13 protein-coding genes are annotated in these 16,508 nt (G+C 63.5%); 5 read left to right on the top strand and 8 right to left on the bottom strand.

Annotation, left to right across the window (positions count from 1 at the left end):
• Positions 1-11 precede the first annotated feature (11 nt).
• Genes BKP54_RS06260 through BKP54_RS06240 form a run of 5 tightly spaced genes read right to left on the bottom strand, consistent with a single transcriptional unit; the run spans position 12 to position 5,137 of the window.
• On the bottom strand, positions 12-1,331 hold the full coding sequence (locus BKP54_RS06260; protein WP_025424688.1) for an aspartate aminotransferase family protein: 1,320 nt from the start codon (positions 1,329-1,331) through the stop codon (positions 12-14).
• On the bottom strand, positions 1,328-2,152 hold the full coding sequence (locus tag BKP54_RS06255) for an N-formylglutamate amidohydrolase (protein ID WP_082523521.1): 825 nt from the start codon (positions 2,150-2,152) through the stop codon (positions 1,328-1,330). Before BKP54_RS06255 ends, BKP54_RS06260 begins: the two co-directional genes overlap by 4 nt.
• 15 nt (positions 2,153-2,167) lie before the next feature.
• Positions 2,168-3,514 (bottom strand): glutamine synthetase family protein, encoded by a 1,347-nt coding sequence (locus BKP54_RS06250; protein ID WP_025424686.1) that lies wholly within the window; start codon positions 3,512-3,514, stop codon positions 2,168-2,170.
• Positions 3,515-3,550: 36 nt separating this feature from the next.
• Positions 3,551-4,213 carry an isochorismatase family cysteine hydrolase gene (locus BKP54_RS06245; protein ID WP_025424685.1) on the bottom strand — a complete coding sequence of 221 codons (663 nt, stop codon included), beginning with the start codon at positions 4,211-4,213 and terminating at the stop codon, positions 3,551-3,553.
• Between the two features lie 42 nt (positions 4,214-4,255).
• Positions 4,256-5,137 carry a MurR/RpiR family transcriptional regulator gene (locus BKP54_RS06240; protein WP_025424684.1) on the bottom strand — a complete coding sequence of 294 codons (882 nt, stop codon included), beginning with the start codon at positions 5,135-5,137 and terminating at the stop codon, positions 4,256-4,258.
• 178 nt (positions 5,138-5,315) lie between these two features.
• Between BKP54_RS06240 and BKP54_RS06235 the strand changes: the two genes are divergently transcribed.
• The 4 genes from BKP54_RS06235 (at position 5,316) to BKP54_RS06220 (ending at position 10,134) form a co-directional block, all read left to right on the top strand.
• On the top strand, positions 5,316-7,193 hold the full coding sequence (locus BKP54_RS06235) for a branched-chain amino acid ABC transporter ATP-binding protein/permease (RefSeq protein ID WP_057226595.1): 1,878 nt from the start codon (positions 5,316-5,318) through the stop codon (positions 7,191-7,193).
• A gap of 34 nt (positions 7,194-7,227) precedes the next feature.
• Positions 7,228-8,391, top strand: coding sequence for an ABC transporter substrate-binding protein (locus tag BKP54_RS06230; protein ID WP_025424682.1), 1,164 nt, complete (start codon positions 7,228-7,230; stop codon positions 8,389-8,391).
• A gap of 92 nt (positions 8,392-8,483) precedes the next feature.
• Positions 8,484-9,221, top strand: coding sequence for an ABC transporter ATP-binding protein (locus BKP54_RS06225; RefSeq protein ID WP_107028043.1), 738 nt, complete (start codon positions 8,484-8,486; stop codon positions 9,219-9,221).
• Positions 9,222-9,246: 25 nt separating this feature from the next.
• Positions 9,247-10,134: a branched-chain amino acid ABC transporter permease gene (locus tag BKP54_RS06220; protein ID WP_025424680.1), complete on the top strand. Its 888-nt coding sequence runs from the start codon at positions 9,247-9,249 to the stop codon at positions 10,132-10,134.
• A 509-nt stretch (positions 10,135-10,643) separates the two neighbouring features.
• Here BKP54_RS06220 and BKP54_RS06215 read toward each other — a convergent pair.
• Positions 10,644-11,654 carry an amino acid ABC transporter substrate-binding protein gene (locus tag BKP54_RS06215; protein WP_084814316.1) on the bottom strand — a complete coding sequence of 337 codons (1,011 nt, stop codon included), beginning with the start codon at positions 11,652-11,654 and terminating at the stop codon, positions 10,644-10,646.
• Between the two features lie 109 nt (positions 11,655-11,763).
• Entirely contained in the window at positions 11,764-14,820 is a 3,057-nt protein-coding gene (locus BKP54_RS06210; protein ID WP_057217892.1) for an aminotransferase class III-fold pyridoxal phosphate-dependent enzyme, read from the bottom strand.
• Between the two features lie 79 nt (positions 14,821-14,899).
• Here BKP54_RS06210 and BKP54_RS06205 point away from each other — a divergent pair, with 79 nt between their 5' ends.
• A complete protein-coding gene (locus BKP54_RS06205; protein ID WP_051509126.1) occupies positions 14,900-15,382 on the top strand; it encodes an Lrp/AsnC family transcriptional regulator in 483 nt (160 codons plus the stop codon).
• Between the two features lie 34 nt (positions 15,383-15,416).
• On the opposite strand, the gene BKP54_RS06200 is transcribed toward BKP54_RS06205, so the two are convergent.
• Positions 15,417-16,358 (bottom strand): AraC family transcriptional regulator, encoded by a 942-nt coding sequence (locus BKP54_RS06200; protein WP_025424676.1) that lies wholly within the window; start codon positions 16,356-16,358, stop codon positions 15,417-15,419.
• Positions 16,359-16,508: the final 150 nt, after the last annotated feature.

The raw sequence follows: 16,508 nt of genomic DNA, 5'->3' as shown, positions 1-16,508 counted from the left end.
GTAGGACTGCCTCACCAGCCGGCGAATTCTGAAAGCACCGCGTCTGAAACCCGGCCGGCTACGACATCGCCAAAGGCGCGGTCGAGAATGTCGAGCGCCTGGTCGATGTCCGCGTCCGAGATCGTCAGCGGCGGGGTCATCTCCAAAACGTTCGAATTCATGCCGACATAATAGACGACGAGGCCGAGCTCATAGGCGCGGTAGATCAGCTTGGCCGTTTCTCTTGCTGCCGGTGAACGGCTGTCGCGGTCGGCAATCAGCTCCACGCCGCAGGCAAGGCCGCGTCCGCGCACATCGCCGATCAGCGTGTGACGCCCGGAAAGCTGCCGCAGGCCCTGGCGCAAACGTTCGCCCTTTCGGTGGGCAGCTTCGGCCAGTCCCTCGCGCTCGATGGTTTCGAGCACGGCAAGGCCGGCAGCTGTCGACACCGGGTTGCCATGTAGCGTCTGCATCGCAAAGGCCGTGGCGCAATCCATGATCTCGGCCGGGCCGATCGCTGCCGAAAGCGGCAGGCCGCCGCCGAGCCCTTTGCCGACCGTCAGGATATCGGGCACAAAATCCTCATGCTCGAAGCAGTGCATCCTGCCGCTGCGGCCGAGCCCGACCTTGACTTCGTCGCAGACGACGAGGATGCCGTGCCGTTGGCAGAGATCGGCAAATTTTTCGAAGAACCCCATCGGCGGCACGATCAGCCCGCCGTCGGACTGGATCGGCTCGATGAAGGCGCAGCCGATCCGCTCCGGCGGTGCCGAGGTCGCAAACTGCTGTTTCAGGAGGTCGAGGATTGCCTCGCCTGTAACGTCGCCTTGATAAGGCCGGTAGGGATCGGGGTAGGGCAGCAGGATCAGCCCCTCCGCCTTGGTCGCACCCGCCTGGACGCTGTGGCCGGAAAAGGCCATCGAGCCGGTGGTGCAGCCGTGATAGGCGCCAATGAAAGAGATGACGCCGGTGCGGCCGGTGGTTTTGGCGATCGCCCGGAAGACTGCTTCGTTGGCGTCGGAGCCGGAATGGCCGAACCACACCTTGTTGCGTCCCTTGCCGGGGAAAAGGCCGAGCAGTTTTTCCGCAAGGGCGGTCGCCGGTGCGTTGGCGGCGGAGAGAACGCTTGCGCCCGCCGGGTTGGCAACAGCCCGCGACACGGCCTCGACCAGGGCGGGATGGCCATAACCAAGGCTTGCAGCTCCCCAGGCGCCGGAAAGGTCGATCAGCTCGCGGCCGTTCTCCTCGACGAGACGTACACCCTTGCCGCCGGCGATGGCGAGCGGAAAGAAGCGCAGCTTCTGCAGGTTGGCAATCGCGTGTCCGTCCCTGGCGTAAAGGCCTTCGGTCACGGGCGGCACTCCCTGAGGCTCGTCTGGAGACAACGGGTCAGCCGCTCACCCCACGCCTTTACGCCCGCGTCGGTATCGATCAGGTCATGCCTGACTTCGATCAGCACGCCCGGCAGCTGGCGCGCGTCGGCATGCACCGGCACCGTATAATCCTCGTCCGGGTGGATGTTGTAGGGCTCGTTGTCGCCGATCGTCAGTTGCTCTTCCGAACTCAGGTCCCGGATCAGCGACTGCGCGAAAGCCTCGGCATCGCGATAGAGAATGCCCGCCTGCCACGGGCGCTGATTGCCGAAATAGACGGGGGTGAAACTGTGCACGCCAACGACAAACGGCCGTTCACCCCTTGCCTGCAGTAGATCAAGGCGCCGGGAAACGGCATCGGCGAAGGGCCTGAACAGCGTATCGATCCGCTGCTGTCGCTCCATCTCGCTCAGATCCCGGTTGGCCGGGATCTCCGTCGTTTCGCTCACTTCCGGAATGAAGGACGGCGCCGAAAGCGGACGGTTGCAGTCGATCACCAACCTTGAATAGTTGGTGAAGAACAACGGCGCGTCGAGGCTGAGGCTTAGATGCTGGGCGAGTGCCAAGGCCCCGATGTCCCAGGCGATATGGCGCTGGCGCTCGTGTTCGGGCAATCCCATGTCACCGAGTGCACGCGGCATGCGGTTGGACGCATGCTCGCACAAAAGCAGGAACGGCGATTTGCCGTCCGGGTTAAACACCGCATAGGGCGGCGGCTCGTCGATCGCCAGAAGCGGCTGGCGGGCGTCGTGCCTGCCGCGTCGGTCGTCGGGGCTCTTGATGGCCGTTGTCGAAGTCATGGGAGCCTATCCGTATCAGTAGACGGCCGCGTAGCGGGCGCAGAGTTCGTCGGGGGAGAGGCCGTCGACGATCTCGATTTCCTTGCGCTTCATCGCGACGTAGCAATCGAGGAAGTCCTTGGCGAACCAGCCGGTCACCACCTTGTCTTCGGCAAGCGTTTCGAGCGCTTCCGGCAGGCTTGCAGGCAGGCGGCGGATGCCGAGCTTCTTCTGGTCCGCGTCGGAAAAATCGGACGGGTCCGAGTTGATCAGCGGCGGCTGTTCGAGGCCAGCCCGGATACCTTCGAGGCCGGCCTTGAGCAGGACGGCCAGCGACAGATGCGGGCTCGCGCAGGCGTCGGCGGCGCGGTACTCCATGTTGAACTGCTTGGCCGGATTGCTGCCGGGCAGATCCAGCGTCGGGCAGATGCGGAGCGTCGCCTCGCGGTTCTTTTCGCCAAGGCAGGTATAGGCAGCGCTCCAATGGTGCGGAACGAGCCGCATGTAGGAGAGCACCGACGGGGCGGTGAAGGCGGTCAGCGCCGGGAGGTGGCGGATAACGCCGGCGGCGAAAGACCCGGCGACCTTCGACAGGCGACCCGGGCGCGACGCGTCGAAGGTGACAGGATTGCCGTCAAGATCGGTGAAGCTGACATGTAGGTGCACGCCGTTGCCCACGCCGTTGGCGCTCGTCTTCGGTGCGAAGCTTGCGTTCCAGCCGAAGAGGGCGGCCACTTCCTTGGTGATGGCGCGGATCGTGGCGCCACGGTCGGCAGCGGTCAGCGCATCCGCCGGGCGGCAGGTGATCTCGAACTGGTCCTTGCCATATTCGGGCAGGAACATTTCCGGCTCGGCGCCCGCCTCCTGCAGTGCCGTCATCAACAGCGGGCCGAAGGGTTCGGCACGGCGTTGCGCGCGCAGGCCGAAGGACGGCGCGTCGGGCCAGTCGACGCCGAGAAGCTGGAACTCCTGCTCGACGGCGGAGATGACTTTCAGCCCGGCCTCGCGCTCGAATTCCTCAAGCGTGCGCTTGAGCAAGCTGCGAACGCAGCACTCCCACGGGTCGCCTTTGAGGTCGGTGATATCGGAGTGATAGAAATGCAGCGGGGTGACGTCGGGCAGGCAGGTGACGCGCGCCTTGCTGGCGGGGTCGGCCATCAGCCTGAGGTCGCCGGCCGAGCCCCAGGGATTGTTTTCGGCGATCTGGTCGAAGGGTGTCAGCGCCAGATTGGCAGGCACCCAGCCGACGCCCTTGCGCAGATAGTCGTCGATCTGTGCAGCGGCAAAGCTGCGGCCGCGGGTGATGCCGGCGATGTCGGTGGTGACGAAGGTCGCGAGTTCCGTCAGTGCGGAATGAGCCTTGCCGTTGTTGGTCTCGGTCATGAATTCCCCTCTTGTCTCAAGATCTTCGGCAGCGGCTCAGGCTTGGCGCAGGCCCTGAAGGCGGTTGACGACGGTGTCGGTATCGGTGGTCCAGCAGTAGCCGGAATAGGCGCGAAGGGCGCCTTCGTGGCGCTCGGGGCTGTAGGTCGCACAGGCGTCGCTGACGACGGTGACGAGATAGCCGCGGTCGGCGGCGTCGCGCACCGCCATGTCGACGCACTGGTCGGTGATGACGCCGGCGATGATCAGATAGCGGGTGTTGAGGTTGCGCAGGATGTAGTCGATGTTGGTCGAGTTGAAGACGCCGGAAGAGGTTTTCGGCAGCACGATCTCGTTGTCGACAGGCGCCAGTTCGGGAATGACCTGGCCCTCGGGCGAGCCCTTCGGCACATGCATGTCGGAAAGCTTGTGGTCGAGCGAGCGGTCGCGGCCGTCAAGCGTCAGGCTCTCGATGATGGTGTGCAGCACTTCGCAGCCGGAACTGCGGGCCGCCTCGAGGATGCGGACCTGGTTGGGGATCACCGTCTGGCGCAGCCGCTTGTGATAGTAGCTGTCGGCGTCCTGCGGGTGGGTCGGATCGAGATTGGGTTCGCACCAGATGCGCTGCATGTCGACGAACAGCACGGACGTGCGGCCGCGCTCGTAGTCGCTGTCGCGCCTCAGCATGTCGTCACCGACCTTCACTGTAACGGCACTCATTCGGATTCTCCTCGGTTGTGGTCCTGGCCTTTCGGCAGATAGTCAGCGGCCGTCGTCGACGTTCGGGTTGAGAGCGTCTTCGGTGATGGCGTAGCCGCGGCGCAGCTCCTCCATCTTCTCGATGCGGGCGCGCGATTGGGTGGCGAGACGGGCCGTCAGCGCGGCGATCAGCGCTTCCGTCTGGGCGATCGCCGGCACCATCGTGTCGTAGGGCGAGACCGTATCGACCGGCGCCGTCAGCGTGACGGTGGCGAATTCGGCGATCGGCGAAAGCCACCGGTCGGTGAACAGCACGATCCGTGCGCCTTGTGCGGCCGCCTGCTTGGCGAAGCGAATGGTGTCGTTCTGGTAGCGGCGGTAATCGTAGACGAACAGCACGTCGCGTTTGCCGAGATCGACGAGCTGGTCGACCTGGTCGGCCTGGCTGCCGTTGATCCAGCGGGTGTCGCCGCGCAGCTGCTTCATATGCGACCAGAGCAGGCCGGCGAGAAAACCGCTGAACCGACCGCCGAGGCAATGCGCTCGTGCGCTCGTGTCTGCCGCCGCATCGACCGCCGCCTCGAAATCCTCCGACGGCAGCATCTGCATCGAAGCTTCGAGCGCATGGATGCTGGCGCGCAGGAAGTACTGGTAGAAGTTCTCCTGTTCCAGCGACGGCCGCCGCTCGTCGAGCATCGACAGCGGCGAACTCATGCGTTCCTGCACTTCGCCGAGCAGCGCCTTCTGAAACTCCGGATAGCCCTCGAAGCCAAGCTTGTTGGCGAAGCGCACCACGGTCGGATTGCTGACCCCCGCCGACGAAGCCAGATAGGCAACGGTATTCAATCCCGCTGCCGGATAGTTCGACAGGAGCTGCCGCACGATCTTCAGTTCCGATCGTGTGAAAGTAATAGCCCCGTCTGTCAGTCGATCCCGGATTGCCACGATTTCCGCCTCCCAAAAATGATGGCTTGAACCCCGATTTCTAATTTTTGTTACATAATTGCTAGCAGAGAATGTTTTTTGAAACAAGATTGACATTTGATCGCGATGGGATAACTTTCATTACGGGAACTGGCCCGAGCCAAAAACAAAGGCGGGCCGACAATTCGGGGGAATGCAGATGGTCCGCGTCAGGCGAGAAACCGTCGTCGGTATCCTTTTAACGTCGTTGCCGCTGCTGGTGGCCGCTGCCGTCGCTTCGCTGGTTTTTCCGGGGAGCGGTGAGCGCCTCGTGACGCTGTTCATGATCAACGTGATCGCAGTGCTCGGCATCGGCATGTATGCTGGCAATTCGGGCATCGTTTCCTTCGGCCATGTCGGCTTCATGGCGATCGGCGCCTATGCGTCCGGCCTTCTCACCATCAACCCGATCGTCCAGAAGACGGCGCTGCCGCACCTGCCGGAATGGCTCGCCGGCATCGGCATGTCGTTCCTGCCGGCGCTTGCCGTGGCGCTGGTGGTCGTGGCGCTAGTCGCGGTGCTGATCGGAATACCCGTCGCGCGCCTTGCCGGTTCATCGGCTTCGATCGCGACGCTCGGCTTTCTCGTGATCGTCCATGTCGTGTTGGTCGCCTCGACCGATATCACCCGCGGCAGCCAGACCTTCTTCGGCATCCCGCGCGCGGTCAATCTGTGGGTGGCGTTGCCTTTTGCGGTGGCCGCCATCGCCATCGCCCGTCTCTACCGGGATTCGGGCGCGGGGCTGAAGTTGAGGGCCTCACGTGAGGACGAGATCGCCTCGACCGCCGTCGGCGTCAATGTCAGGCTTCATCGGTTTGTCGGCTGGGTCCTCGGCGCCATTCTGGCAGGGGCGGCGGGCGCGTTGCTGGCGCATTTCCTCGGCGCCTTCTCGCCCAAGGACTTCTATTTCAACCTGACCTTCGTGCTGCTCGCCATGCTGATCCTCGGTGGCGTCACCACCGTTTCGGGTGCGGTCGGCGGAACGGCCGTGATCATGCTGATCGTCGAGCTTCTGCGCAAACTCGAAGGCGGTGTCGACCTCGGCTTCGTCACGCTTCCGACCGTCTTCGGTCTCACGGATATCGGCATCGGCGTTGCGATCCTGGTGGTGATGTATCGGCTCCAGGACGGGATCTTCGGGGTCCGCGAGCTGGATGAGCGTCTTGCCTGGTTGAAGCGCTTTGCCGCAAAGCCTGCGACAGCCTCCGACAGCGCGCAAAAAATTGCTCCGGTCCCACCGGGCGGAACACTCAAGGTCGAAAATCTCGGCAAGAAATTCGCCGGACTTGTGGCGCTGGAAAACGCCAATTTCGAGATCAAGCCGGGTCTCGTGACCGGTCTCATCGGCCCGAACGGGGCCGGCAAGTCGACGCTGATCAACAGCGTCTCCGGCGTCGTTCCGCCGTCGAGTGGCCGCGTGCTGATCGACGGCAAAGATATCGCATCGCTGTCGGTTCACGCGGTTCCGGTCGCCGGCCTCGCGCGCACCTTCCAGAACATCCGCCTGTTCAAGAACCTGACCGTGCTCGAAAACGTCACGGTGGCGGCGAGTGCTTTGAAGGGCAATGGCGAGGACCCGATGGAAAGCGCCCGGCTGGTGCTTTCAGAGGTTGGGCTCGACGGCTTTTCCGACCAGCTTGCCGGAACACTTTCCTATGGCGCGCAACGCCGTCTCGAGATCGCCCGCGCACTGGCCTTGAGGCCGCGCTACCTGCTGCTCGACGAGCCGGCGGCCGGCATGAACCCTGCCGAAACGCAGGAACTGATGCACGTGCTCGACCGCATCCGCACGAAGTACCGCCTCGGCCTGCTCGTCGTCGAGCATGACCTGAAGCTGATCATGCGGCTCTGCGATATCGTCGTCGTCCTCAACAAGGGCCAGCAGATCGCCATCGGCACACCGGCGGAGATCCAGGTCAACCCGGCTGTGATCGAAGCCTATATCGGCCGTCGCCGTTCGTCAGCGCAGGCGCAGCATGAGGTTGTCGAGGCCACCGGTGTCCGGCCGGGCACAGGCAGCCTTCACAATCCAGCTTGATCAGCAAACGAAATCAGAAAGAGGGAGCTTACCGATGAAATCGAATCTCAGGGCACTGTGCCTCACCACCATCCTTAGCGGCTTCGCGCTGTCGCCGCTGCCGGCATTTGCCGAAGATTTGGTCATCGGTCTTGCCACCGCCCAGACCGGCGGCCTTGCTCCCTATGACCAGCCGTCGCTGAAGGGCCTGGAAATGGCCGTCGAGGAAATCAACGCGGCTGGCGGCGCTGCCGGCAAGTTCCCGATCAAGCTGGTGGCCAAGGACACGCGCTCGGACGCTGCCCAGACGGCACTGGTGGCGCAGGAACTGGTTGATCAGGGCGTCAAGATCATGATCACGCCTTGCGATGCCGATCCGTCGATCGCCGCCGGCCAGGTGACGCAGGCGGCGCAAATCCCTGCCTTCTCGTTCTGTGCGACCACCCCGACCATGCCGCTTGCTGTCGGCGACTACATGTTCGGCAACTATCCCGCCGACAACGTCCAGGCCGCAGTGCTCGCAGCCTACGCCGTCGAGAAGGGCTACAAGAAGGCTTACATCCTCAAGTCTCCCGATAGCGCCTATACGCTGAAGCTTCCGGAATATTTCGGCGAAGCCTTCAAGGCCAAGGGCGGCGAGCTTCTGGGCGAAGGCACCTTCAGCATGGGCCAGCAGGATTTCGGCGCCGAAGTCACCAAGATCAAGGCGATGAATCCGGCACCCGACGTCATCATGACGGCTGCCTACGAGCCCGATTTTCCGGCCTTCATCCGCCAGCTGCGCGGCGCCGGCGTCACCATTCCGATCCTCGGCAGCGACGGCATCGATTCGCCGACGACATTCGGACTTGGCGCCACCGTCGACGGCGTGGTCTTCACCACGGCCGGGTTTGCCAGTGAGGGCAGCCCGCTCGCCGACTTCAACGTGAAGTACAAGGAGAAGTTCGGTCAGGTGCCGGATACGGTCTACATTGCCAACGGCTACGACCTCGGAAAGGTCATCGACGCTGCCGTGACCGAAGCCAACAGCATCGACCCGGTCGCCATCCGCAACGCCATCGCCTCGCTCGAAAACGTCCAGGGTGTCACCGGCCCGATCAGCTACGCCGGCACGCAAGGCATGCCATTGCGTTCGGTCTCGCTGGTTCGCATCGGAGGTGGCAACCGCGAGCTGATCAGCCAGGGCGTTCCCGCCGCGGCCGACATTCCGGCCCCCTGAGCCGCCACCACTTGCGATCTTCGGCGCCGCGCCGGAGATCGTTCGGCCGCCTGCAGGGCCGTCTCGCAATCCATGGCAAGGACTTTGCCCCGATGATGCACAGTGAAATTCCCGCTCAGAAGCCCCTGCTCGAAGTGAGCGGCCTCAAGGTTGCCTATGGTGCCGTCGAGGCGCTGAAGGGGGTCGATCTCACCGTCAACAAAGGGCAGATCGTCACGCTGCTCGGCGCCAACGGCGCCGGCAAGAGCTCGACGCTGAATGCGCTGATGGGCCTGGCGGCAAAGAAGGCGGGGCGGGTGTCGTTCAATGGCCAGGACATTTCCGGCCTGCCGCCGGAACAGATCGTCAGGCTCGGCATGACGCTGACGCCGGAAGGCCGGCGCATCTTTCCAAGCCTGACGGTGGACGAACACCTGCTGCTTGGCGGCGCCATGCACAAGGCGCGCGGGGTGATATCCGACGTGCGCGAGGACATGCTGTCGCGTTTCCCGATCCTGAAAGAACGTCTTAGCCAGAAAGCCGGTTCGCTGTCCGGTGGCGAGCAGCAGATGCTGGCGATCGCCCGTTCGATGATGTCGTCGCCCGACCTTTTGCTGCTCGACGAGCCTTCGCTCGGGCTGGCGCCGCAGGTGGTCGACCTGATCTTCGACCTGATCGCCGGTCTGCGCCAGAAGGGCCTGACGATCCTGCTCGTCGAGCAGAACGTAGCACTTTCGCTCGAAATCGCCGACGCGGGCTATGTCATGGCGAACGGGCGCATCGTGCTCTCCGGCACTGCCGCCGAACTTCGCAATTCAACTGAAATCCAGGGTGCCTATCTCGGCGCTTGAGGCCGGGGGCAAAGAGGTCACAACGATGGACATGTTCCTGCAGCAGCTGGTCAACGCGCTGAGCCTCGGCGGCACCTATGCGCTTCTCGCGCTTGGGCTCGCGGTCGTCTTCTCGATCATGGGGCTGATCAATTTCGCCCATGGCGAACTGATGACGGCGGCGGGCTACGGGCTGTGCTTCGCCCTTCTGCTGGGCGTGCCCTTTCCGCTCGCCATCTTCGGCGCGCTGATGATCGCGGTGGCGCTTGCCATGTTGATGGAGCGCATCGCCTTTCGGCCGGTGCGGGGCGCGAGCGGCACGACGCTGCTTCTCACCAGCTTTGCCGTCAGCGCCATCCTGCGCGTCATCTTCCAGAACTTCATTTCGGCGCGGCCGAAGCCGGTGCCGATGCCGGAGAGCTTTTCCGGGACGATCGAGATCGGTGGCCTTCACCTCGGCCTGATCCAAGGCACATCGATCCTGGTCACGGTCATCATGCTCGTCGGGCTCAACCTCTTCCTGCGCACCACCGTTCTCGGCCGGGCGATGCGTGCGGCTTCGGAGGATTTCGCCATCGTCCGGCTGATGGGTATTCGCGCCAATGCCGTGGTTGCGACCGCCTTTGCCATTTCGGGACTGCTCGCGGGCGTCGCGGGCATTCTCTGGGTGGCGCAGCGCGGCAGCGTCGATCCGCTGATGGGCTTCCTGCCGGTCTTGAAGGCCTTCATCGCCGCGATCATTGGCGGGCTCGGCAGTCTCTCCGGCGCCGTTGCCGGCGGCTTCCTGCTCGGCTTCATCGAGGTGTTCCTGCAGGCCTATCTGCCGGAAAGCCTGCTCAGCTACCGCGATGCCTTCACCATCCTGCTCGTCATCGGCGTGCTTCTCTTCGCGCCGCAGGGGCTGCTTGCGCGCAAGACGATCGTCAAACTCTGAAGGGTTGCGCCCCACCTGTCGGTTGACCAGAAAAAACGCTCCGGCGTCGGAAATGTCAGACGGTGACAGATCCTGCTGTTTGACGAAAGGGGCATCCCCACGCCCTCATTCCGGCCTTGTGCCGGAATCCAGCGATCCGACGTCGGTCGGGTCAGAGGACTTTTCAGCCCAAGGACTTGGGCTGGCTGGATCCCTGTGACAGGCACAGGGATGAGGGAAGTCTTCGCTGGTGTCGGGATTTCCCGATCTGCTATGACGAGGCCTGACTTGTCGACTGTCCGCTGTCCATCATCGCCGTACGTTTTGTCGGAACCTCCAGATCCCCCTTGGGAAAGCTGCCACAAGCGGCGTTGCGCAACGCCTCGCTCCGAGCAGACAGACAGAATGCAACCGCTCCTTGTCAAACGCCAGAAGCGAAAAACGCCGCGGTGAGGGCCGCGGCGCATGGTTGGTTGGTCTATTTATTGGCGCAATTCCGGAGGGAAGACCTTCTCCGGATTTGCCTGCGATCAGCGCGCCGGCGGCGCGTACATCAGGCCGCCCTGGCTCCACAGCTTGTTGAGGCCGCGGTCGATCTTGAGCGCACTGTCCTTGCCCAGGTGCTTTTCGAAGACCTCGCCATAGTTGCCGACGGCGGAGATCGCCTGGAAGGCCCATGTCGGGCCGAGGCCCAGCGCCTTGCCGGCTTCGTTGTCGATGCCCAGGAACCGCTTCTGGCCGACCGTGCCGCTTTCCTGCATCTTGGCCGCGTTCTCCTTGGTGATACCAAGTTCTTCGGCCTCGATCATCGCGAACAATGTCCAGCGAACGACCTTGAACCACTGCTCGTCGCCCTGGCGCACGGCCGGTCCGAGCGGTTCCTTGGAGATGACTTCCGGCAACACGACGAAGCGGTCCGGGTCGTTCAGCGTCAGGCGCTGGGCGTAGAGCGCCGAGGCGTCGGTCGAATAGACGTCGCAGCGCGCCGTGTTGAAGGCCTGGATCGTCTGGTCGGGCTTTTCGAAAGCGATGACCTGGTACTGGATGTTGTTGGAGCTGAAGTAGTCGGCCATGTTCTGCTCGGTGGTCGTGCCGGTTTCCGTGCAGATGGAGGCGCCCGAGAGTTCCTTGACGCTCTTCACGCCGAGGTCGTTGCGCACCATGAAGGCCTGGCCGTCATAGTAGTTGACGCCGACGAAGCTCATGCCGAGATCGCTGTCGCGCGACAGCGTCCAGGTGGTCTGGCGCGAAAGCAGATCGACTTCGCCCGACTGCAGCGCGGTGAAGCGCTCCTTGGTCGAGAGCGGCACGTATTTCACCTTGTCCGGGTTGCCGAGCGTGGCCGCAGCGACCGCGCGGCAGAAGTCGATGTCGAAGCCGCTCCACTCGCCCTTGTCGTTCGGCGCGGAAAAGCCGAGCACGCCCTGGCTGACGCCGCAGCGAAGTTCGCCGCGTTCCTTGACGACATCAAGCGTGGCGGCGCTGGCTGCCGTTCCGGCGAGAAACGCCGCACTCGCAAGTGCTAGAATTCCAAGTTTCATTGTCCTGTTCTCCTCTTGTTATGCAGTTTTAAAGGCACGCGTCTTCGCTGCCGGGGCACGTGCGCGTCCCGGCCAACTGGCTATCGTTTCGGCGGTATCGAGCCCGGTCTTAACCGAGCTTCCTGCTCACATCCGCAAAGGTCTCTTCGAGGACGGCGAGCAGATGATCGGCGTCGCGTTTCGAGAAGATCATCGGCGGACGCATCTTCAAGACGTTGTCATGTGGCCCTTCGGTGCCCATCAACACGCCGCGCTGGCGGGCGCCGTTGGAAACGGCCCGGGCAAATTCGGTGGCGGGTGCCTTGGTATTGCGGTCGCTGACCAGTTCGATGCCAAGGAACAGCCCCATGCCGCGGACGTCGCCGATCACCTCGTAACGCGCCTGCATCGCCCGGAAGGAGCCGATGAGGTAGTTGCCGATAGCAAGTGCGTTGCCGCGCAGGTCCTGCCCCTCGATGACGTCGAGCACGGCAAGGCCGACGGCGCAGGAAACCGGGTTTCCGCCGAAGGTGTTGAAGTACTCCATGCCGTTGTTGAAGCTGTCGGTGACCTCGCGGGTGGTGACGACGGCGGCCAGCGGATGGCCGTCGCCGATCGGCTTGCCCATGGTGACGATGTCGGGAACGATCCCTTGAGTCTCGAACGCCCACCAGTGGCTGCCGACACGGCCGAAGCCGACCTGAACCTCATCGGCGACGCAGACGCCGCCGGCTTCGCGCACCAGGCGATAGACTTCCTTCAAGTAGCCTTCGGGCAGGAACACCTGGCCGGCAACGCTCGGGATCGATTCCGCGATGAAGAAGCCGAGGCCTTCGCCCTTTGCCTGCATGGCCGCGATCTGCTCTGCGACGCTTTCGGCAAAGCGCTTGCCGTGTTCTTCTGCCGGCCAATCGGCGGGCGCGCGATAGCTGTCGGGAACGGCAGCGACATGGACATGCGGTTTCGGGCCCTTGCCGCCTTTGCGACGGAATTTGTAGGGGCTGATGTCGATCAGCTCCTGCGTGGTGCCGTGATAGGACCAGTCGAGCGTGATGGCGTTTTCACGGCCCGTATGCGCGCGCATCATGCGCAGCGCCAGGCTGTTTGCCTCCGAGCCGCTGTTGACGAAACCGGCGACTGTCAGTTCTTTCGGCAGCGTCGCGGTCAGCCGTTCCGCATAGGCGACAATATTGTCGTGCAGATAGCGCGTGTTGGTGTTGAGGATCGCCGCCTGCTTCGTCATCGCCTCGACGACCGCGGGATGGGCGTGGCCGATGTGGCAGACATTGTTGAAGCAGTCGAGATAGGCGCGGCCACTGTCGTCGATCAGCCAGACGCCTTCGCCGCGCACGAACTTGATCGGCTTTTCGTAGGAGATCGACAGGTTCGGCAGCAGCAGTTCCTTGCGCAGCTTGACGATCTCGTCATGCGCACGACCGCTCTTTGCGTAAAACTCCTCGGCAATGCCGGCGAAGGTGCGCGCATCGGGGAAGAGCTCGGCCCAGACGTCGAGATATTGCGGTTCGCCGACGCCGAGGATTTCGGTCGCCGAAAGGTTTGCGTCGATGGAAAGCTGCAAATGCAGGTGCGGCGCCCAGCCGCCGTTTTCCATCGGAGCACCCATTTCGCCGACGAGCGCACCGGCTTCGAGCCGGTCGCCAGCCTTGATCCGGCCCATTGTCTCGTGCGCCAGATGACCCCAGAGCGACACGAAGGGCGGGCAGCCCTCGGGTTCGTGGCGAAGCGCAATCAGGCAGCCGTAACCAAGCGGGTCCGCCTCGATCTCGACGCTGACGACGGTGGCGGCGATCGGTGTGAACACCTTGGTGCCGGCTGCCATGAACAGGTCGAGCCCGAGATGGCAGGTGCGGCGGGTGTTCTCGACCAGCCGTGAGACGAACATTTCGCCGGCATAGACGGTGCGCGCCTCACCCCAGGGGCCGATGCCGAGATCGACGCCGTTTTCGCGGCAATAGTCTTCCCAGATCGCCTGGGCCTCATCCGGCTGTTCACCGGCGGATTTCACCGTCATCGGATGATCAGGGTCGCCGTAGGGCACGAGCGCTGCTGGGTAGGTCGCGGCCGGGCGTTCGAGCAGCGGCGCGAGCGCCTTGCGGTTTTCGCTAATCCAGGCGGTAACGCCGCGCGTTCCCGGAGCTGCCTCGAAGCCGCAGGCCTTGCGCAGGATCGCGGTGGCAAAGCGCGGGTTCATCCGGTCGAGTTTGCGCAAGAGCGTCCAGGCTGGCCTTTCGCTGATGGCAAGGTAAGGATTGTCGGTCGTGTGGGCGCGGCGCGAGGCCGAGATCGTCACCGAGGTGACGAGCCGCATGGCGATGAGGTCGAAGAGAAGATCGACTTCCTCTTCGAGCAGCGGATATTCCGCGTGGAAGCCGCGGGCGATGGCGGCGGTGGCGCCGATCGGGTCGGGATGGTCGAGACCGGCATAGGCGGCGGCAATGGCGACTTCGGCAATGACGGGCGCATAGAGTGCGTCGCCGAAATCGATCAGCCCGGAGATGCGGTCATGATCTGATTTGTCGACCAGTACGTTCCAGTCGTTGGCGTCGTTGTGGATGACAGCCGACCGCAGTGTCGCCAGCCTCGGCTCCACCGACTTTGCAAAGCGGACAAGGAAACGCTCCAGCAATGCGCGGTCATCCGGCTCGGTTACATGGTTCAGCCTGTCCCTGGAACGGCCGGCCTTGCGAATGTCCCAGTCGAGGTCGCGCAACGCACCCGGATGCATGAAGCCTTTCAGCGAGGCGTCGAAGCGGCCGAGCATCTGGCCGAGCGACTGGAGCGCACTGGTGCTGCGGCCGGTTTCGGCGAGCGGGTTGCCCGAGACCCAGCTGACGAGGCGCAGCCTGTGGCTGACGCCGTGCTGGCTGGTGGTTCCGGCAAGGCTGGTGCCGGCCAATGTCGGCTTGATGTGCGGCACCGGCAATTCGGCGGCAAAGGTTCCGACATGGCTGAGCAGCGCCGTCTGGAAGTCGCTCTCGACCTCGGGCTCGGCGGCATTGACGACCTTCAGGATATAGGTGGCGCCGTCGGCGGCCTCGACCTTGAAGTTCTGGTCGCGTTCGCTGGCCAGCAGCGACAGCGTGCCGGAAAGGCCGTAATGCTGCTTCAGCAGTGCTGACGCAGCGTCGATAGAAAAGTCTGGTGTCGTCTTCAGCATGTCGTTCATGGGAACCCTCGTCTTGAGAGGCAGAGTTGCACGAGCGGCCGACGCATGCATCCGGCATTATGCCGGTTGCACCGACATTATGTTTATAATAACCGTCATCTTGTCGGCGCGCTCGGAGGCGGAAATCATGCAGGACATCGACGCGATCGACCGGACGATCCTCAGCATCCTGTCGCGGGAGGCGCGCATCCCGATGAAGTCGCTGGCGGGCAGGATCGGGCTTTCCCGAAGTGCGACGACGGAGCGCGTCACCCGCCTGGAAAAGGCGGGCATCATTCGCGGCTACCGCGCCGATATCGGCCAGCTGGAGGAGGGGCAGATCCAGGCCTTCCTGCTCGTCACGCTGCAGCGTACGCCGTCGATCGGCGTGCTTGACCGGCTCGCCGGCTTTTCTTCCGTGCGCAAGGTTTCCTCCGTCAGCGGCCAGCTCGATCTGGTCGTCGAGGTCGAGGTCGGCTCCATCAACGCGCTGAATGAACTGCGCAACGAAGTGGCGACCATGGACAACGTCGAGGATCTGACGACGTCGATCGTGCTCAGGCGGGATATCGAGCGTAGCTGATATTCCCGGGGATATCGAAAGAACCTGAGGCGTATCACCCCTCGCTCAGCATCTCCGCCTCGCCGGAGAAGCGCTCGACCAACGTACGGCGCACGCGGCCGATGTCGCGCAACGGCGGCTCGCCGAAGTGGCGGGCATATTCGCGACTGAATTGCGACTGGCTCTCGTAGCCGACCTGATGGCCGGCATCTCCGGCATCGAGACTTTCTTCCAGCATCAGCCGCCGCGCCTCCTGCAGCCGCAACTGCTTCTGGTACTGCAGCGGGCTCATTGCGGTGATCGCCTTGAAATGGTGGTGCAGCGACGAAACGCTCATCGAGACCCGGCTCGCTAGGTCGTCGATGCGCAGCGGCCGGGAATAGTGCTCCTTCAGCCAGGCGACGGCGCGGCCGACCTGATGCGGCTGGCTTTCGACTGTTGCCATCTGGCGAAGCCGGTGGCCGTGCGGGCCGGTCACCAGGCGATACAGAATTTCCTGCTCGACCAGCGGCAGCAGTGCGGGAATATCGTCGGGCCGGTCGAGTAGCCGCAAGAGCCTGAGTGCTGCATCTTCGAGGTCAGGTGTGATCTTGCTGACCGTCATGCCGCGCGGCGAGGCGGAGGCCGGCATATGCCCCTGCGCCAGAAAGTCGAGCAATGCCGGAATCTTGGCCGTATCGATCTGGAAGGCGAAGCTGAGATAAGGCTCGTCGGCCGAAGCCTTGCAGACCTGCGACAACACCGGCAGGTCGATCGACGTCAGCAGATAATCGGAAGCGCCATAGATCAGCGTCTCGTCGCCGAGTACCACGCGCTTGGCGCCCTGGACGATGATCGCAAGGCTCGGCTTGTAGGCCGCGCAATTGACGGGTGCGTCGCCGGAATGGCGATGAATGCTCAAACCTGGGATTGCGGTCTGGTGGTCGCCGTCCTTCCCGGTGATCCGGGCAATGACGTCGATCATGTCCTGTCTGGCAGTCTGTCGCGTGGCTGTCATATTCTGTGGTCTTTCCAGCGGCTTAGCATTGTGTGCGGCAATGCTCAGATAAGGCTTCGAAGCGCTATTGCCATCATATATTTTTCATTCTTGCAGGATCGGGCAAAAACTTTGCAGGATCGCGATAACGCTTTTGCCGATCGCGAACGC

The organism is Ensifer sp. 1H6 (assembly GCF_001976035.1).
Taxonomy (GTDB): Bacteria; Pseudomonadota; Alphaproteobacteria; order Rhizobiales; family Rhizobiaceae; genus Ensifer; species Ensifer canadensis.
The sequence above is the reverse complement of the archived record's forward strand: the minus strand, read 5'-3'. Positions and strand labels throughout refer to the sequence as shown.